13 protein-coding genes are annotated in these 19,362 nt (G+C 52.6%); 1 reads left to right on the top strand and 12 read right to left on the bottom strand.

Annotation, left to right across the window (positions count from 1 at the left end; translation table 11 throughout):
- Positions 1–59: 59 nt before the first annotated feature.
- Together gdhA and QHL1GM_RS10855 are read right to left on the bottom strand one after the other, a co-directional pair.
- A complete protein-coding gene (gdhA, locus tag QHL1GM_RS10860; RefSeq protein WP_071694498.1) occupies positions 60–1,412 on the bottom strand; it encodes an NADP-specific glutamate dehydrogenase in 1,353 nt (450 codons plus the stop codon).
- Between the two features lie 328 nt (positions 1,413–1,740).
- Positions 1,741–2,217, bottom strand: a complete 477-nt coding sequence (locus QHL1GM_RS10855; protein ID WP_071694497.1) for an NYN domain-containing protein — start codon at positions 2,215–2,217, stop codon at positions 1,741–1,743.
- 313 nt (positions 2,218–2,530) lie between these two features.
- On the opposite strand from QHL1GM_RS10855, the gene QHL1GM_RS10850 reads away from it, so the two are divergent.
- Positions 2,531–4,279, top strand: coding sequence for a bifunctional diguanylate cyclase/phosphodiesterase (locus tag QHL1GM_RS10850; RefSeq protein WP_071694496.1), 1,749 nt, complete (start codon positions 2,531–2,533; stop codon positions 4,277–4,279).
- Positions 4,280–4,425: 146 nt separating this feature from the next.
- On the opposite strand, the gene QHL1GM_RS10845 is transcribed toward QHL1GM_RS10850, so the two are convergent.
- Genes QHL1GM_RS10845 through QHL1GM_RS10800 form a run of 10 tightly spaced genes read right to left on the bottom strand, consistent with a single transcriptional unit; the run spans position 4,426 to position 19,350 of the window.
- On the bottom strand, positions 4,426–5,715 hold the full coding sequence (locus QHL1GM_RS10845) for a VWA domain-containing protein (RefSeq protein ID WP_071694495.1): 1,290 nt from the start codon (positions 5,713–5,715) through the stop codon (positions 4,426–4,428).
- 36 nt (positions 5,716–5,751) lie between these two features.
- The gene (locus QHL1GM_RS10840) at positions 5,752–6,249 is read right to left on the bottom strand and encodes a hypothetical protein (protein ID WP_071694494.1); all 498 of its coding nucleotides are present in this window, start codon (positions 6,247–6,249) and stop codon (positions 5,752–5,754) included.
- 9 nt (positions 6,250–6,258) lie between these two features.
- Entirely contained in the window at positions 6,259–7,002 is a 744-nt protein-coding gene (locus tag QHL1GM_RS10835; RefSeq protein ID WP_071694493.1) for a hypothetical protein, read from the bottom strand.
- A gap of 30 nt (positions 7,003–7,032) precedes the next feature.
- Positions 7,033–8,580, bottom strand: a complete 1,548-nt coding sequence (locus QHL1GM_RS10830; protein ID WP_254795291.1) for an SUMF1/EgtB/PvdO family nonheme iron enzyme — start codon at positions 8,578–8,580, stop codon at positions 7,033–7,035.
- Complete coding sequence (locus tag QHL1GM_RS10825; protein WP_254795290.1) at positions 8,570–9,748, bottom strand: ABC transporter permease; 1,179 nt, start codon at positions 9,746–9,748, stop codon at positions 8,570–8,572. The genes QHL1GM_RS10830 and QHL1GM_RS10825 overlap by 11 nt, the downstream gene beginning before the upstream one ends.
- A gap of 28 nt (positions 9,749–9,776) precedes the next feature.
- The gene (locus tag QHL1GM_RS10820; RefSeq protein ID WP_071694490.1) at positions 9,777–10,475 is read right to left on the bottom strand and encodes an ABC transporter ATP-binding protein; all 699 of its coding nucleotides are present in this window, start codon (positions 10,473–10,475) and stop codon (positions 9,777–9,779) included.
- Between the two features lie 8 nt (positions 10,476–10,483).
- On the bottom strand, positions 10,484–12,448 hold the full coding sequence (locus tag QHL1GM_RS10815) for a vWA domain-containing protein (protein ID WP_071694489.1): 1,965 nt from the start codon (positions 12,446–12,448) through the stop codon (positions 10,484–10,486).
- Positions 12,448–13,569, bottom strand: a complete 1,122-nt coding sequence (locus tag QHL1GM_RS19340) for a hypothetical protein (RefSeq protein WP_071694488.1) — start codon at positions 13,567–13,569, stop codon at positions 12,448–12,450. Before QHL1GM_RS19340 ends, QHL1GM_RS10815 begins: the two co-directional genes overlap by 1 nt.
- Positions 13,562–16,300, bottom strand: coding sequence for a putative virulence factor (locus QHL1GM_RS10805; RefSeq protein ID WP_071694487.1), 2,739 nt, complete (start codon positions 16,298–16,300; stop codon positions 13,562–13,564). The genes QHL1GM_RS19340 and QHL1GM_RS10805 overlap by 8 nt, the downstream gene beginning before the upstream one ends.
- Positions 16,297–19,350 carry a virulence factor SrfB gene (locus QHL1GM_RS10800; RefSeq protein WP_071694486.1) on the bottom strand — a complete coding sequence of 1,018 codons (3,054 nt, stop codon included), beginning with the start codon at positions 19,348–19,350 and terminating at the stop codon, positions 16,297–16,299. The genes QHL1GM_RS10805 and QHL1GM_RS10800 overlap by 4 nt, the downstream gene beginning before the upstream one ends.
- Positions 19,351–19,362: the final 12 nt, after the last annotated feature.

Here is a 19,362-nt window from a genome sequence, read left to right as displayed (position 1 = left end):
CCCAATAAAGGAAGGACTGCGTGCTTTTAAAGTATAAGCGATTTATAAAATAAAGACGATCAGGTGACACCTTGTTCAATCATAGCGTCAGCCACCTTTCTGAAGCCTGCAATGTTAGCGCCTAGTACCAAATTGGTTTTATCCCCAAACTCTTCGGCGGTGTCGGCACACTGGCGGTGAATATTAGCCATAATCTGTTTTAATTTCTGGTCGACTTTTTCCATCGACCACTGCTCCATGCTGCTATTTTGCGCCATTTCTAACTGACTGGTAGCAACGCCACCTGCATTGGCCGCCTTGCCGGGCCCATAGGCAATTTTAGCGTCTAGAAACAGGTCGACGGCCTCTTTGGTAGAAGGCATGTTGGCCCCTTCACTAATACACGTTATGCCATTAGCGAGTAGGATTTCCGCATCGCTTGCGGTCAGCTCATTCTGCGTCGCGCAGGGGAAGGCCGCATCGGCATGAATACGCCATACGGCATTCCCACCTTGGGGGTAGTCACGTGCAGAAATGTAGTGCGCCTCGGGGTGCTCATGTAAGTAGGCTTCTAACGAGGTGCGCTGCACTTCTTTGAGCTGTTTGAGTAAGCCTAAATCAATGCCGTTTTTATCGTGAACGGTGCCCCGCGAATCGCTGCAAGTGATCGGTTTAGCGCCCAGTTCGTATAGCTTCTCAATGGTATAGATGGCTACATTGCCAGCGCCGGAAACGAGGCAAGTCTTGTCGCGCAGCTCTTCTCCGCGGGCAGCCAGCATGTTTTGTGCAAAGTACACCGCACCGTAGCCGGTGGCCTCTTTACGGCCTAGCGAGCCTCCCCAGTTAAGACCTTTGCCGGTTAGCACGCCTTCATAGTGGCCGGTGAGCCGTTTGTACTGACCAAAGAGATAGCCAATTTCACGCGTACCGACCCCGATATCACCAGCTGGTACATCGCAGTGGGGGCCAATATGACGGTATAGCTCGCTCATGAACGCCTGACAAAAGCGCATGATCTCGTTATCTGATTTTCCCTTGGGGTCAAAATCGGAGCCGCCTTTCCCGCCGCCGATTGGCAAACCGGTTAACGCATTTTTAAAAATCTGTTCAAAGCCGAGAAATTTTATAGTGCCCGAGGTAACGCTGGGGTGGAAACGTAAGCCGCCCTTGTAAGGGCCAAGGGCCGAGTTGAACTGTACGCGATAGCCTTTGTTGACCCGTACTTTCCCCGTATCATCTACCCAGCTTATCCGGAACATAATTTGCCGTTCGGGCTCGACTATTCGCTCAATAATGCTGTGTTGGTGATAGTAATCACTCTGCTCGATTAGCGGACGCAGGCATTCGAGCACTTCTTCGGTGGCTTGATAAAATTCTGACTGTGCAGGGCTGCTTTTATTAAGTCGTGTCAGCGTATCGTGAACGTAGGGCATCGGGGCATATCATCATAGTTATTCAACAGAGTATGGGCTGGCCAGAGCGTTAGAATATTTAACTGGCAGCATGCTTCTGTGCATAGCCTATGCAGGTTCGGTATGGGTAAATATGCCGGTGAATTTAGACTAAAGTATGCAGCAGGGAAGTTTGGTTCGCTTCTTTTCCATAACCAAGTAAACGATGAATAAACGATTGTGCGTCAGGTAAGATTTTTACAGCGCCTAGATGCGCTACCAGCCAAAATCCTCATCCATCCCAATTTCTCCGCGGCAGCCTGCTATCTCAATATCGATCAACAACAGCGTAGATAATTTTGAATGTTAATTAACTTAACAGAAGCGCTTTATCTATCGCTATAAACTCACTGGCCGCATTTATCAGCGACGCTGCCGTCAGTTGGCGAACACCATAAACTTCGACTTTTTTGCCATGTTTAACACGGATTTTTTCGACTAGCAGATCGAAATCTCCATCGCCCGACACCAGAACGATAACATCGGCCTGTTCAGCGTACTCTATAGCGTCAAGCGCGATGCCAACATCCCAATCACCTTTTGCTGAGCCATCTGAACGCTGAATAAAAGGCTTTAGCTTTACATCAAAACCGATCGCTCTGAGTATATTTTGAAACTCTCGCTGCTTTTGGTCACCTCTGTCTATGGCATAGCAAACAGCTTTCACGACCTCTCTGTTGGCGGTTGCTTGGGCCCAAAACTTGTTGTAATCAAAATTGCGACCATAGGCTTCACGCACGGTGTAATAAACATTTTGGATATCAACAAATATGGCAACTTTTGTCATTGATTAAGCAACCTTTTGCATTAGTTATTAGGTTAAATGGTTTGAGTGGGTAAACGTACCTCGCTTCGTTGTAAAACACCACATTACTGCTGTTCCAAGTGTTGCAATAAATGGTAGCTTTTGATGAGTTTTTGGTTTTTTTTCCTATCACAATTTCTACAAATACTTCATCAGAGTATCAATGCCGGTAGCACCCTGATTATGATTAAACAAAAATTAGCACTAGAAAAAAGAGTATATCCGATGCCATTTTTTTATGAAGCTGATATATATTAGTAAAGATCCGGGTTCTTATCAGTGCAGGGTTATATTCATGAATACCCAGGAACAGGATCGTCTGTTCGCGCTCCGCCAGCTAAATTTGCTGGATACCTCCCCAAGTGAAGGTTTTGATCGAATAACGCGAATGGCTAGCCAGCTATTTGGTTTGCCGATTGCCGCCGTTTCATTCACTGACGAAAACCGCCAGTGGTTCAAATCCAGAGTGGGGTTCGATCGTCGGGAGATCCCCCGAGAAACGGCTCCCTGCAGGGAGGTCTGCGACGCCTCGCAAATCCTGGTCATACCCGACCTTATCGCCTCTGACTGCTATCGAAATAGCTACCTGGCAAAGATAGGTATCCGTTTTTATGCGGGCGCACCGCTGATAACGCGAGAAGGCCATACCCTTGGGGCGATGTGCGTGTTGGACACCCAGCCACGTGAGCTCTCAGAGCAGGAGCAGGCAATGCTCCGCGATCTAGCTGCCATTGTCATGGCACAGATTGAACTGCAGCATGCTTTTGGCAGGGTTGACCCGTTAACAGGCCTTCCTAACCGTAACCAGTTTGCTGAAGACTTGCAGAATATGCAGCGAGATTCGCCAAGTGAACGGAGAGTAGCGCTGTTGACCGAGGTGGTCGATGTCAGCGGGATAAGCGCGCTTCATCGAACCTTGGGCCCCGCTTACTTTGACGAACTAGTGAAGGTTGCTGCCCGTTGCTTGCAAGAGACCATCGGCTTGGGAACGAAGCTTTATCATTTGGATGGGTGCCAATTCGTACATCTTGTGAACCACGCGTGCGATGCATATCTGGTGAATGAGGCACTGCGGCTTCGTCAGGCGCTGCTCGCGCTTGAATCTGCTCGCGCAGTGCCGGTATTGGTTAGCCCCACCGTAGGTATCGCACCATTCTGTCTGGGCGAGGTCGCGGCTGCAGATATTTTGCGAAGCGCCTACGCCGCTTGCCTGGATGCTCGCCAGGCGAGAAAGGGGGCGGGGCTCTTCTCCTCGGAACTAGATGCCCATTACCAACGACGTTATATGCTGCTGAACGACATTGGTCGCGCGCTGGAAAGCGAGGATGAGCTTTACCTGGTCTTTCAACCGCGTCTCAGCCTTGATAGCGGCGTATGTTCGGGAGCGGAAGCGTTGTTGCGCTGGCACCACCCAATCTTGGGTGAGTTATCGCCTGACGAGTTTATCCCATTGATTGAACATACGCCGATGGCTAAACCACTCACGCAATGGGTGTTGCGTCATACCATTCATCAGGCGGCGGCGTGGCATCGACAAGGCGAAACACTGAGGATTTCGGTTAATGTGTCGGCAATCAATCTTGAGGAAGAGCATTTTGCCCTGCGGCTACTGGGTGAGATGGCGCATATGGCACTACCGAAAGCCAACCTGGAGGTGGAACTGACTGAAAGCGCGCTAGTTGGCCAGGGAGAGGTGGCGATTGAACAGCTCAAGGCGCTGATAGCGGCTGGGCTGCGGGTCGCCATCGATGATTTCGGAACCGGTTACAGCAGCCTCTCCTACCTGCATGAGATTCCCGCCCATACCGTGAAAATTGATCGCCGCTTCATCACCCACCTAGACCATGATGAGCGCGCCGCGACGCTGGTCGACTCAATGATTTCAATGGCTCATAACCTGGCCTACCGCGTGGTGGCTGAAGGGGTAGAGAGCGATACCGTCTACCGCCGACTTGTTCAGTTGGGTTGTGACGAAGCCCAGGGGTACCTCATCGCCAAGCCGCTATCGCCAGCGGCGTTCGAGAAGTGGCTGCATCCAGAGTAGCCTGATGGTTTAGCTGGGGGACAGCTTTACTCTTAAGATTGAGGGCTTGATGTTTTGAAAGTGCTTTCTAACCCTGAACCAAACGAATAATTAACCTAATCGCACAAGCTAACGCTGGATGAAAAGGCGTTATTCAATATGAAGCCTTAGTCATTACAGTAATCTTCACTAAGCGCATCCCTTCCGGCGTCTATCAGCATTGTGCTAATAAGCTCGGCATCTTGAGATCCAAATACACGTCCACCGGTTTGTTCGGCAATACAGTTAGAAAGACCGCTATTGGAAATATCAACGACGTTAACCCGAAGCCTGGGTTGTCGACGGGCAATATCTTGAGCAATCGCGCACTGGTTCTGGGCGCAGCCATCAGCACCGTCAACAAAGGCGAGAATCACGGCATCGCGCTCTTTACCATCAACCATGCCCGCTGCTCGAATTAGACTTGCTGCTAACGGTGTACCATCGTCGGCGGCAAGCCTATGCACTCCCTCTAAGAGCTCTGGGCGTTGCTCTGCAGAGAAAATGCCATGCACGACCGTTGATTCACAACCTTGATAGGTCACTAACCCAATATCGACGCTAGGGTCGATAGCCTGGACTAGGTCACTAAATGCATGTTGGGCGATAGTGAGGCGTGATGGACCGCTCATAAGCCGTTGCATGCGTGGATCGTTGACTCTTAACTCTCGTAAAAAGTCTGGCATGTTGAAGAACCACTGTTCATCTTCCATAGATGTCTGAATGTTAAGGTTCATTGAGCCAGAGGTATCAAAGATAGTGACGAATTCCGGTGTTGGTGTATCGTCGTTACGGCAGGCAATAGGTAGCGTTTCGCTTTCGCTGCGTGGCCAAGGAAGCGAAAAGCGGTCCCAGTGTGTGAAAGCCAGCCATAAACCCAGCAGTGCCAACCCTGCTAATAGTGGCAATAGCAATGGGATTACCCAACGTCGTTGGGGTTTAGCAGGCGCTGAAGAAGCTGAGCTTACTGAAGCAGACTGAGGGCCAAGCGTAGCATTTGGAGATATTGCGTTGGAAGGAGCCGATGTTGACAGCATGGGCACCCAGCGTATCAAAAGCGGCTCACCATTTACCGAGTAGAGGTTATTGGTATCTGGACTATTGGGGAGTTTCCGCAAATCAGAAGCAGCGGGCTCACCACGCTTTTCAAGTTCAGCGATCAAGTTGCCTAACGCGGATAAACGCTGATTGAGGCGCTGAAGTAGCGCCTCCTGTTCATCAACTGGTAGCTCGTTTAAGTGGCGAGGTTGGCCAGATAGCTCCGTCCACCACTCCAAAGCACCTGAATTTCCTACTCGGGGTAGAGCGAATAAATTGCCAATACTCGGTGGACAAAAACGATAGACGAGCCTCTGCAACCGCTCTGGCTGCTGAGGCTCTGCTAGCGACAAGCCCTCCTCACGCAGGACACGCTGCATGACGGCCCTCCATGAAATTGGTTGGTAGTAGGGGCATCAAGGCGTGTATCCCAGGCTTTGCTGAAGCCGGTCCACTTGCTCTTGTAGAACATTTAGCCGCGCTTGCCGCTCTGCGAAGGTTTCAGCTTCAGCACTCTGCGAAGAAGTGCCTGCTTGCATCTGTTGCTCTACCTCATTCAACTGGTGCTGCAACCCCAGTTGATCCTGAGTGCGGCTCTGCAGTTGGGCAACGAGCTGTTCAATCGAGCGTTCAAGTTCGTATTGCTGTTGGTTAGTGACCCGCAACTCATTTCGTGTGGCTCGCTGCTGTTCCATTATCTGGCGTTGAATGTCACGAAATAGTGCGTTCTCTTCTTGGTCAAGGTGAACCTGGTCTTCACCTGCATCAAGACGTGCCCGGTAGCCACCTCCAGCATCACAAGAGAGCTTGGCGATTAGGCTTGCCTCCTGACTAGGATCACAGGTTTTGGGTGTCGTTGCGCAACCGCTGAGTATCGCCAGGGCACTGGCAGCGAGAATAAGTTGAAGCTTCATAGTGTTCCCTTAACCAAGAGTAATCGCAGAACGCATGCTGTAGAGATCGTCTACTTCTTGCTGAAGGGCGAGTACTTGCTGGTTCATCACTTCAATTTCTTGCTCTACTTGCTGCACTTCAGCCGGGGTGGCTTCCTGACGCTCAAGCTGGGCAACTTCCTCATATTCAGTGACAGATTTCTGCATGTTGCTAAGATCGCGGCGCAGGATATCAATATTACTGTCAATACCCGCTAATTCGCGCTGTGCCGTCTCTTGGTCGACACGTTGCTCGGCAATTTCCTGTTCGATACGTTCAATCCGCTGACGGTCTTCGGACATCACTTGGCGAGCAGTTTCCGTGCGCGCAATGACCTTTTGAGTATCTTCTTGAATATCTTGGCTCATTACTGCGAGGCGTTCAGCGCTAGAAGCATATTCGCTACGACGCTGATCCAGGTAGTAGTTGGCACCCATCGCTACACCACAAGCGCTAACGCCTGCAATAATGGCGCATTGAGTGCGATTACTAGTGCCACTGAGCATGCAGCTCATTACGCCAACAGCCGCACCAGCTGCACATGCTTGTAAGCCCGATTTATTGAAAAATTCGGCATCATTACCTTGGGTTAAACGTGGGTCTGCGGTTTGGCTGCCGCTATTATTGCCATTAAGTAAGCTGCTCCCCGTGCTAGCACAGCCAGATATAAACAGAGCACTTGCTACAGCAGTGCTAAGGAGAAGTTGCTTAAAAGAAGGTGCACGAATCGTCATGAAATATTCCCTTGTGTTAGTTAGTGGTCGTTATTTTTCTGCCATGGCTTTGCAGCTTTCGAGCCATGCTTCGGTGTTGATGCGCTGATCATCTAAATACTGGCGCTGTTGCTGCCAATAAGTTTGAAGATAGGGTTCTAATCCGCTCAACTGGGGATTGCGAGAAAGTATCTCGCTAAAGACTTGCACCTGCTCCTCAATAGGAGCAGAGCCGTAAAGGGTCGCTGATTCAACTAAGCTGCTGGCATAATAGCGGCTAAGTCCTTGAATACGCTGCTCTTGCTCCGACAGGCGCGACTGGCGCATCTCGCAGCTGGCGTCGGGGCTGTCACCTTCACAATTGACACGATAGTTATCGGCGAGGAAGTCAAAAAAGACGCCATCATCCTCTAACTTGGTACATAAGAAGGCACCAAGATTAAGGCTGGCGCGAATCGCTTGGTTACGTGCTTCTTCCTGACGTTGGTTGCTGGCGCGTAATTGGCGCTCCAGTGACTGAAGCTCCTCTTGTAAGGTGTTATCTTCTATCTCAGAGGCTAACGCAGCCAGTTGTACCGCGGCACCTGGGGAGCCATCTTCCTCATCTTCTCCTAATCCTAACGCTTCCCACTGAGCTTCTATGGCAGAAACGCGTTCGCGAGAAGTGAGTGTCGGTGCCACCAGCGCTAGACGCATTCCATTAGCTCGGCCACGCGTTTGCTCTTGGTTGCCGTAATAAGGCTCTTCCCCGCGCAGTGCTGTGCGAATATCTTCAAGCGGGCTCAAATAGTTGCCGCCACGCACGATGAAGCCACCCGCTTGACCGTGCTGGCGGTCGAGCTTGTTAAGACGGAAGGGCTCAAACATCATTTCGCTGGCGTTACCCAGCATGTCGTGAAAGCCAAGTGGATTTGGCGCTAGCAGCCCTGCCAATTGTAGACGTCCGTTTGAAGACTGGGCGCCAGAAAACCACTCATAAGCGTTAATCCCCTCCGGCATGGGATAACGTGAATCACGATACTCCGCGGTACTGACTTCAAGACCTCCGCGTACGGCAAACTCCCACTCAATTTCAGTGGGTAGCCGCATGAAACCCAGTGCACCGTCCTCTTGAGGCAGTGATTCTGGCGAGTTATCGCGTAACCACAGGTTATAAGCATCACTGAATTGCAGTGCATCAAACCAGCTCAGCTCTATTTTTGGGAAGCGCTTACGGTTGGAGGGTTCCGGGCAAGTTTCTTCCATTAACGCTTCATACTGCAGCTCAGTTAACTCGTACTTAGCCAACAGATAGTGGCGTGAGGAAGCCGCTTCTTCATCCGCAAAGCTGCCGGAAATAAAAGCAGGGCGACTCTGTTCGACGTACCCCCATCCCGTGCCGTCTTGTCCTATCTGGACCGGGAAATCATCCAGCGGTTTGTTTACCGGTACATGCACTTGACGAAACGTCATTGCACCACCGCATGGCATGGGCAGTACGACATCATCATTTAAGGGAGCCGGGTTATAGAGTCGCTCATCCCACTCGGGCTGGGCGTGAGCAGTAAACGAAACTCCTACACCTGCAATAAGAGCAATAAGACGGCGTTCAAGCTTCACGTAGACTCTCCGATGGCTGAATTCCATAGGCACGGGCAACGCCCACTACAACCACCAGTAAACCGACGCTTAGCGTAAGCATCAGAGCGATTACTGCATGGATGAAGGTTATGTGGCTGACGACCCCTGCTGCCATATAGCTAGTGGCCAAAGCTCGATTAAAGACGGCAGAACCTAGCGCAAATAGGCCAAGCCCCACGACAAAGGCAAGCAGTGTTAATACACCAACCTGAACGGCTAAAAAGGTTGCTATAGCCGACCGTTGGAAACCGAGTAAGCGTAGAACGGCATATTCACGTCGTTTGCGGTCAATATTGGCTAAGAAGGCACCACTCATTGAGGCCATACAACCCGCCAGTGCGGTCGCTGCAATGACACCGAAAACGAGCTCTAGTACTTTGTTGATAGCGCGTACGTTCTCGATTTCAGCAAGGCGACTGGAGGTGTCGATGCGCTGCTCTTCCAGCCATTTCACCAAGCCTTGTACTGCGTCTCCATCCTTGGCATAGATGCGTGCGCGAGCGAAGCGCAATGGGTAATCTCCTCGCGCTAAGCCGTTCTCTACTCCAAGCTGTGGGCTCGCGTGACCATCGCGGAAACGCTCTAACTCGATTAATAGAGGGAGATCTATAAATGCCGCCGGACGTGGAAAACGGGCAGCTTTTAGCACACCAGCTACTTCCACTTCCAGGCGGCCTCGTTCTAGCTGGCCGTCAAGCCGACGGCTGACGGCTAACGTTAAGAGGTCGCCTTCTGCCACCTCAAGACGTCTAGCGGCCGGTTCACTAAGAATCACACTGGTACCTTCGGGGTAGCGATCCAGGCTAGCTAATAACGGGTCGCCAGGTGCTGAGGGAATCAATTCAGCGCCCTCTACGAAGCGCTGTGAATCATTGAGTAGATCGGCTTGGGTATTAAGTGAGCGCGTTTGCCCAATGACGAAACCTATCTCTTGGCGTTCACTAAGATCGTTTAGCCAGGCATTGTCATAGCTGCCGCTAGTGAGCATGCGTACTTCGAGATTGCGTGGGTCGTCCAGCAACTCCCGCTGAAGTTGAGTGATAACGCCGTGCTTGAGCCCAAAAAGCAGCAGTAATGGGGCAATAACGGCTACCAAAGCGGCGGCAATACATAATGAAACTTGGCGATCGTGCCAGAGGTCTTGCAAACCTAAGCGGGCTATTAAAACGAAGCGTTTACTGTGCGAAGGCAAAACGACAACCTCCCGGCGTCAGGGAGGCAGCCAACCGTGGCAGTTTGAACTGAGCCACCAACGTAGAATCATGAGATACCACCAGCGCCGCCATATCGAGCTCCTTCACGAGCGAAACAATAAGGCCGAATAATCGCTCGCCGGAGTTCGGATCAAGCGCTGCCGTTGGCTCATCGGCGAGGAGTAGGCGCGGCTCATGTGCCATCGCGCGGACGAAAGCAGTACGCTGACGCTCCCCAATGGAAAGTGCCCCCGGACGCTTATCGAGCAGTGGTTCTAAACCGAGCGTTGCACAGGCATGCAGAACGCGTTCACTGTGCTGTGGAAGTCCCAGCAAAAGCCGGGGGAGAGCAATATTGTCGCGTACGCTCAAGAACGGTAGGAGGCCGCCGCTTTGTAGCAGAAAACCAATATCCGTAGAACGGATTTCAGCGAGAGCATGTTCATCGCCTACACGCAGCAATGCGGCTACGTCTGTTTGTGATGGTCCAAGCCTAAAACTGTTGAGCGTACTTGGGGCCAGCAAAAGCCCAATTACTTCAAGCAGCGTGCTTTTCCCACAGCCACTCGGGCCGACAATCGCCGCCACTTGACCTGCAGCAAGCGTCAGCTCTGGCAGATGAACCTCATGCCGTTCATGACCCTCTCCCCGCGCCACGCGTAACTCATTTAAACTCAGCATGGCGGGGCTCAAGGCATCATTTCAAGAGGAATAGGGTAGACATCATCGCGTGGGTCAGCGCCTTCAGCCAACGAGACCCAGCGGTCTACGTCTTCGTTATAACGCTGATAGTGGCGTAGCTTGGTTGCCAAGCGCCTTATAAAGCGCTCCTGCTGTAAACCGTCCCAGCTCAGCCAAGTCTCCTCGTCGAGATTGAGTACCTCGCTTTGATAGGGCAAGTCTTCGAGGTATTCACCCATCAGCCCCAGTTCGCCTAGGTGTTGTCCTTCACTTTGCTGCACTTGGCTGGGGTCAGCCCCCATAGCGGCGGCAACAGAGCGTAGCCGCTCGAACATATCGGTGGGGGAAATAAGCCCTGCGTTTGCGGAATTAAGAATCTCACTAACCACGTCGCTAAGATCACTGAGCTCCCCTTTTGTTAGCAGCACACGTACTTCGGTGGTTGGTATATTCTGGGCAATAAGATCGCGGTCGCTGATCCAGGCTTCAAACACCGGAGGGGCTTGGCTACCGGTTACCTGGCCAAGATAGGCCAGACGCATGGCATGACCAATCACTTCTAGATCGTTAACTAAGCGTTGCTCACCTGGATCATCCGGCTCATCTGCATTTAAAGCACTGCCGATAGCCTCATCACCCAAATAGGCCGCTTGAACCTGGTCGGTAATCGCCGTGGCCAACGCATCAACGCGCTGACCGAACAGTGCCACATCACCGGTATTCACCGGATAGTACAGAGAGGTACCGGTTCCCGCGAAAGTAGAGAGGTTGCTGTACTGAGCTTCGGCTTTAGCATGGTCACCATTATTCTCACCGGCGGGTGTCTTTAAATGTAATGTATAGACAGCGATGCCGTGGCGGGCGGCCTCTAGTCGAACTTGGTCAGCATTAAAGCCCGTAGAAGAACGCTCTCCGTCACCTTCGATTGCACTGGCATCGGTGATCAATACGATATAGCGCGCTCCAAAGTTGCTCCACTCTATCTCTTCTACCGCTTGCATGACGCCAGCATACGCATCTTCTTCCCAGCCAATAGTAGACGTCTGTGCTTCACGGAGGTCGGCGACGCGGGCCATAAAGTCGCTGCCATTCTCGATGTTAGTAGGATCAGCAAACATACGAGTGACATACTCGACCCCCGGTGCTGCTTCTACGCTATCGCGGTATGAAACCAGGCCGAACTTCACCTGGTCGGTTAGCTGCTGCTCTTCAATCCGTTGGTAAATACGTTCAACGGCTTCTCGCGTTCTCTCGATGTAGGGGCCCATTGAGGAAGTTGAATCAATCACAAAGACAACGCCCGCATTAAACTCGCGTAGTTGGGCTGAAAGATCCTGCTGCGCTTCCTGCTCTTCTTCTTCAGTGGCCTCGCTAACCGATGCGACACGCAGCAAGCGAGTCATGAAGCCGGCCTCTGTCATGATCTCTTCGCCTTCGAGAATTGGCAGCAAGTAAAACTGCTCGTGAAGGTCAACAAAGTATTCTGGCTCCTGCGCCACAATACCGGGGGCCTCTCCATCTTTGCGTAGTTGGGCGCGCATGGGCGCCACTTGACCGGAAGGCTCGAAGTCATCAAAGATCTTCATCAAACCATCGCGTTCTTTGAAGAACATGAGGCGCTCACGGTTAGCTGGATTGGTGAATGACAGCGTAAGCTGCATTTTCCAATCGACGGTACAGGTCTCGGGTAGCCAGCCGATGGCGCTGCCGTAGCTATCGGGCCCTACTTCTAACCAGTCATCACCGTTTTCCTGGCTACGTTGGTAGACATAAAAACGGCTAAAGGCGGGTTGGATATCCCCCCCATTGGCACCAGCTTCTTGGGTAAGCTGACAGCCAGGTGTGGTCAGTACCCGCTGATAGAGGGTTTCTTTTCCCTCTTGTATTAAAGGGCGTGGGTCAGCGAGAGCGGGTGCTGCTGCAACCAGAGGCAGGCTTACCGTCAGGGTTAATAATGCCGCGCGTAATATCATTACTGAAGCACCTCCAGCCGCTGGCTGGCTTCAGCGTTATCAGCATCGATACCCTGTGCCGTCTCGTACCAAAAAATAGCTGTTTCGGCATCCGGTTCGGGGAAGCAGGCACTCGGTGAGTGCTGCTCGGGATCAAATTGACGGGCATAGCCAAGGGCTGCTTCGATATCACCGTTGAGTGCCTCGTGAGCATAGAGGCGCCGTGCAATACCACAGTGCTCGTTGGTGAGGGCTTCATCGATCACGTCTATCATCGATGATGTCTCGCTTTCGGCAGCGGTGCAGCCTTGGATGAACTCCAGCTCGCCTTGCTCATCCATGCGTTGCAATGAGCATGGTGCAGCGGCTAAGGCTGCCGTGTTTTCACCAGCGTTGGGCTCAGCAGGCTGGGGGCTATTGTTCTCAATAGAGGTCTCATTTTCGGCTTCCTCTTCTGGTTCTGGTTCGGAAGCCTCTTCCTCTTGCTGGATCTCTTCTTGTGCTGTTTCGCTATCCACAGGCTCGTCGTCACGCATTGACAAACCGAACCATGCGGCAGCGGCTAAAATTATTAGCAGCAGTAAAGTAACCAACGCTACCCAAAGCCAACGTCGGCTACCCTTTTCCGTTTGCTGAGGCGGTTCTGTTTCCACCGCTGGTATTATTTCAGGTTCGGGTTCAGGTTCGACCGGGGTAGGCTCTGGTACTGGCTCAGGAGGAATGGGAGCCGGTGGAGGTTCAGGAGATTTTACGGCAGCACTGGCCGCCAGTGATGGCGTACTACCCCTCGCACCAAATGAGATCAGGTCGCGAGCGAGCTTAATGCGCGCTCTGCCCAGTTCAGCGCCATCCGGGCCATAAAACCTGGCCATATTAGTGGCATGTGGGTTTTCCAGCAGCGGGTCGACTATCTGCCTGTCCACGATAGCCGTTTGGTTGCCTTCGCTGTCGGTTTGTAACTCCGGCAGCTGGAACGTGAAGGGGTGACTTCCCCACTGGCCATTATCTTGTAAAAAATGCTCATCCTGGTTGCGCTGGATGTCTACCGACATCCCTTCGCCGGTCACATTTCCACCAATAATGACTAGCTGTCCGTAACCTGGTTTGGGATCGGAAAGTGGGCGGAGCTCGATTTTACGCATGGGCCTTCTCCTTAGCAGAGAACAGCTCCAACACCTCACCGAGACGCTCGTTCTGTTCGATAGTGATTTCACGCCCGCCGCTGTGGCCAGCATTCTCTTGAGTCATGAGACAAAGTCCAGATAACCAGTCGCCGAGGTACACCATGGCTTGGTTGATCGGTTGTTCAGGTAGCAGGGGAAGTGAGCCCTTTGGGATTGGGTTGTGCTCGTAACCAAAGAGATGCGTTTTGGCGCCAACGAAGCTGGGCGGGCGCTGTTCTACAGGAATGTAGTGGAAACCAAGCCAGGCAATAAAGTCGCGGAGGACCAGCTGCGCAGCCAGCGCTTGTCGTGCCACCAGACGATCTCGGCGTGCACCACTTTGGCCACGTTGTAATAACGCTTCTTGCAGTTTCTCTTGGACTTTTAGTCGGCTGGCGCCTGTGATCAGTTCGTCAGCCAGCAGCTTAACCAGCTCGCGGTCGAGGCCGAGCATGCGCAGCAATCCCTGGCGTTGGGGCAGTTCACGCACGTGACCAACCCAAGCGTTATAGATGGCTCGGGCAAAACGGTGATCGGCGCTTTGCAGAACATGCGTTTGTGAAGGACCGCTAGGCGCTTCTGATGTCACGCTTTGGCTATCGCCGAAGGGCAGCTCACCAAAACCGCTTTCTAGCCCAAAGCCACTGCTGCCATATAACCCGCCATCATCGGCAGTTATGTCGGTTTCTTCGTTTGACTCGAGTGACAAACTGTCTTCGCTGTCGCTTAGGTAGAGGTCTCGCACTACCTCATCTGGAAGCTCAAGGTTATGTTGCAGTTCCCCCAGCGATGGCAAACGCGCCTGAAGTTCCTTCCAGAAACGGCTCGCAATGTCGCGTTTCTCTGCCACTTCTCCACCGGTGTCATCAAAATACCATCGGGCTAAGCGGTCTGTTATCAGGGCGCGATAGTTTTCTTTAAGCTGACTTTCAATGCGGCCCAACTTGTACTCAAGGCCTGCGATACGGCCTAGGTAGTCGCCAATGCGAGCCATACCGCCATCATCTAAAGCGAGCATGGCCTCCCATGCGGCGGACGGTTGGTTAACGTGCTGCTGCACCGTTTGGCTAGCAATGAAGGTGCTTTGCATGCTCGTTAATGCATCGCGCGCGCTTTCATTGATGGCAACCTCACGACCCTCTTCACTGACTAAAAAGGGAACGGGAAGGCGCGGCTTGCGAACCAAAAACGTATTGTCAAAGGCCTGGCCGGGAGCCCACTCCTGCATCCATTCAAAGCTTCCGAAGCGTTCCAGCATGGTCATTTTGACCAGGCCTTCCCACCCTTCACGTAGCTGGCTTTCGGTTTGTTGTAAGGCGCCTGAGATGCGCTTATCAAACATGGTGAGAGTCCAGATTAGCCCTGGATCACGCTGACCACGCTCTGCTGCGGTGCTGCCTTGGGTTTTTTCTATCCAGCGGGTTAGAACCGGCCCGACACTCGTCACATCGCTCTGCTTATCCGAGCTAGTGCACACGACCAGGCCGTTCATTTCTTGGCTGTCGGTGTAACGCTCAAATAGATAGGCGACTTTGCCGCGCAGGAGTAGTTGGGAGAGCCCCTCCTGGCTTCCCGCCTCACCGATCTTACGCAGGCTAAGTCGACCTCGATAACCGGGGAAGTCAAGTAGATCAACCTTTTCCACTCGCGGATCTCGGGTGGGTTCAACCAGAGGAAACGTTAGCTCCGCCGTTAGCGCTGCAAGCTGAGCTACGGGCAAGTTGACCGGCGCGCCGAGCGAATCGCCTGTAGCTGGACACACGTCAAGCGGTTGGTCCTGTGCTGTTCCTAGACGCTCAAGGATGTCGACATTCATAATGCTGTCGCGCTGGCTATAACCATCGCCATCACGGACAACGAGGCAGCGGAGAGGCGCATAAACCCGAGTTGCATGCCCAAGGGAGCCAAGTGTCTGGGCTAACTGGCGGTAGAGATTAGTAAGTTCGGGCTGTTCACCCCATAAAATTGAGAACAGCTCTGCCCGTTTTTGGCTGCTAAGACGCGGTGCGAGTCTCACCACCAGGGGCCAGTAACGGGCATTGAGTTTGCTGACTGATTTGGGAAAACTCGCTTGCAGGTAGTCCCAAAGCTCTACTACGTTTTCCGGCGTTACGCCGGGTTGAAGTTCCTTACCCAGCTCTCCCTCATGGGGTGCCAATATGTTGGCTACCTTACCTTCATCAATTTCATAAACGTCTTCCCGCTCGTGATCGAAGTCGTTGAACCAAGCATTCGCCAGTACTTTCGCCACTTCTATTTCATTGAATAGCTTGAGCTCAACCGGGAACTCGCCGGATATTGAATTGGATGCACGACTAAAGCGCGTGACCAGTCCCGTTGCCTCTTTGCCCCCACCGACGGGGTTAACATGCTCAATAAAATCCAGGCGCGCCGTGCCATAGCAGGTTTCTAGCTTACCGTTTTCGCCCGCCGCTAACGCTGAAATGAGATAGGACTTGCCCGCCTGGGAGAGGCCAAAAAAGCCCACTGTCATCGGCGTGGTCGCCGCGTGTGACAAGCTTTTTGCAAGGTTGCGAGAGCGATAGAAAGCCAGCCCAAGATTATCGGCTTCACTGTCAAGGCTTGGTGCGCTATCACGCACCTCTTCAATCCACTCAAGGGCTGCGCCCGCTCCCGCGTGGAAAGCCTGCCAGCCTTCACTGAGTCGCTGTTGTTCTGGCGTCAACTGTTCTGGTTTCAACTGGTTCATATGCGCTTCACGCTCCCGCTATCCAGCCAGTAGTTGGTATCACCTAGTCCGGCATCATTAAGGGTATTGAGCTGTAGCTTCAGATCCCGTGTGCTAAAGCTGCTTTCACCGTCGGTCTCAACGCTGACGACTTTTAGGCGGTCGCTTATTAAGCTTCCCTTGCCAGCGCGTTCATCTACACCTAGCCGCACTTTCAACACAGGAGCTTGGCCACCATTGGCTTCGGCTTTAGCCAGCTTCTCGGCGCCGGAGGGGGTAAAATCCAGTGTGTAGAGGGGCGAGGCAGCCCAGCGCTGTGCACTTAGCTGACGGAAACCAATCCTTAACGGTCCTCGCATTTCGATAACAGGGGGCTCATCCATACCCTCATTATCCAACTGAATAGTGGTGCCATTTTCGGTAGTGGTTATGTCGCGGTAAGTCACATCAGCGTCTGGAATCGTGTTGTTGTTATCGATCAGACCGATATGACGAATAGTTGAGTAAGGCCGTAAAGCTGCAGCATTGAAAAAGAAGTTGGAGAGACTGCGCTGCGCGCATAGCAGGCACAGCATGGCGCCTACGGAAGCGGTACTCTTAGGGTCGTCTATGCGCCCATTACGATGAAAAGGGTACCAACTGCCAGTGCGATAACCCTGCATTGGTAAAATACGTCCTGGCGGTAGTGGCAACATCTTGCGCAGGTAAGCCTGGACACCAGGTAGGCGCGATGGGCGTCCGGTGAGCAAAAGATTGTCGCACTGATATTGGAAGATTACTTCGCATAGCGACGCCAGTGTTTTACAGATATTGAAACGATCTTTAAGGAAGGCGCGGTGAACTTCCAGCAAATTGAAGGTGAGAGGAATGCTCATCAAGCTAAAGTTGCAATCAAGACCTAGCTCACGGCGTAGCGCATTTTCCACGTAGCGGTGCACCGAATCACTCACCGCTTGTTCGCCTAGGCGTTCGCCGTAGGTGAGGGTCTCTGGCCCCGTAGGCTGTTCAGGGTCGAACGCTTCATAGGATTCAAGCAGTGCTAGGCCGAGAGGAGTGAAAACCTGCAAATTGAGCTGTTGGCGAAGCACTTGATCCTGAGCATTTGCTCCTTCCTGGCCACATAGCCGTGACATCATGGCATCAGGTGAAGCCACCCCTGCTTCCTTGAGTGCCGCCTCTAGACTTGGAAGTATAAACAGCTGAATAACATCCAGTAGAATGTCATCACCGGCTACACGGAAGCCGTCGCGAAATCGCTGCTCTGGTACCACGAAGACATTGCTGCCTCCGCTAGCAGAGCCATTACGATCGAGATGGTAGTCGGTAATTACTAAATCGGTGGTGCCGCCGCCAATATCGATAGTCGCTAGGCTGATACGCTCGCGATCTGCCTTGTCGGGGCGTGCCAGCGTCGCGAAAAACTCTTCTGGGTGACCAGCAAAGTTCTCTTTTATCTCGGTGTAGAGGTATACCAACTGCCCGCAGGAGGCTTCATCCCACTCCACGCGTAAACGTGGCATTGGCACGCGCAGGGTACCGTCATCGCTAGCCTCAAAGGGATTGCTCTCTTCTTCACCGTCATGCCAGCCCAGGCTTTTCCAGATCAGTGCTACCGCTTGCTCAAGGCGCGATACAAATAGGCTGCGCTCTGCTTGAGGCAAGGCTGGCGGTACCGTGAGCGTAATCGAGCGTAGGTGTCGAGGGCGGTTAGTGTGTCCTTGACGAACACGCTGAGCAGGGCTATTCATTTGCATCAGCGCTTGAGCCAGCACCTCTGCCAACATAAACGTCATCAATGAGCTGCGTGAATAGTGCGGCTTGAAGACCGGTAATTGATCTTCTTCGTCTAGCGTATAAAGGGCGTCCCCTAGCTCATTAATTAAGTGTGAAAATGGCGCTGCTGTAGCGTGAGGTTCGGTATCCGTACGCACATAGGCGCTGTTGAAACGCCAGCCATGGCGGTAGGTATCATCGTCCCACAGGTAGCGTTTGGGGCTTGAGAGCCCCGTGGAACCTTCGGTGCCTCGCCTGCGTCCCGCTAAACGACCTGCCTCAACACCAACTCGTGCAATGGTTGGCCATAGGAATGCATCGTGGCGACCACTTTTGACAGACAGGTGATCTTTGCCAAAAAAGGTTTGTGAAAACTCAATACGGCTTTCAAAGGGCTCGCGATAGACTCGCTCAGGATCAACAAGGTCGCGCAACTCCAGCACATAGTTGTGCTTCAGGCCCATGCCTGATTGGCCGTGATCTTCAATTAGGATGCCGCATGTACGCGAATTTCCGACGTCGAGTACCAAGTCAACGGGAATCACCCCTTCCTGCTGAGAAATCACTTTAATATCAGGGATCTCAACATAAGGGTCCTGCTTGCTATGCTCTTCTTCAATCGGTCGTCGCAGCAAGCTGAGCACGTTAAGGTAGTGCGCTAGGTGTTGGCACTCCTCTAGGCCTTCACGCATTTCCTGGCTATCAAGCTTGGGGTTGGCTTCGCGGAAAAGCTCCTCAAGCCACTCCCTAACCCAGGTCTGGTCAAGAAACCAGCGCATGTGTGATGTGCTGGTAGCTAAGCGAAAGTTAGCGCCAGAGTTTACATCGTCATTAGTAGGGCACAGGTAAGCCGTGTTGTCGCGACGCGGTAGTGTTTGTGTATCAAAAGCCAACGTCAGGCGGTGGGTATGGCCGTCGATATCCGCCTCATCGAGTTCGGTAAGGCGCATACGTGCCCAGTTAGCTGGCCCTTCATCAAATTTGCGCGGTGGCCGAAAACGGAAAAATGGCAGCGGAAGCCAGGCAGCGTTCAGCTGCTCAAGGCTGGTAGCCATGGCCATGTCGAATTGTGGTCGTTTGACGGTCTCAAACTTGCCAGGTTCTATTTCGTGAAAAAGGGAACCGTCCTCCTCATTAACGAGTAGGCGAGTCAGCATCTTGTCAGCGGTGGACAGGTACATAAACTCCCCAGCCGGATGCTTACGTGGCTCCAGCGTTAAGCCAAAGTCCATGAACTGAACACCGGAGTGGCTGACTAGTGTGGCCACTTCTTCGAAATTAATTATCTCAGGCAACATAGTAAATTTACC

This window comes from Halomonas sp. QHL1 (assembly GCF_001882345.1).
Taxonomy (GTDB): domain Bacteria; phylum Pseudomonadota; class Gammaproteobacteria; order Pseudomonadales; family Halomonadaceae; genus Vreelandella.
This window is presented reverse-complemented; position numbering and strand designations above follow the sequence as displayed.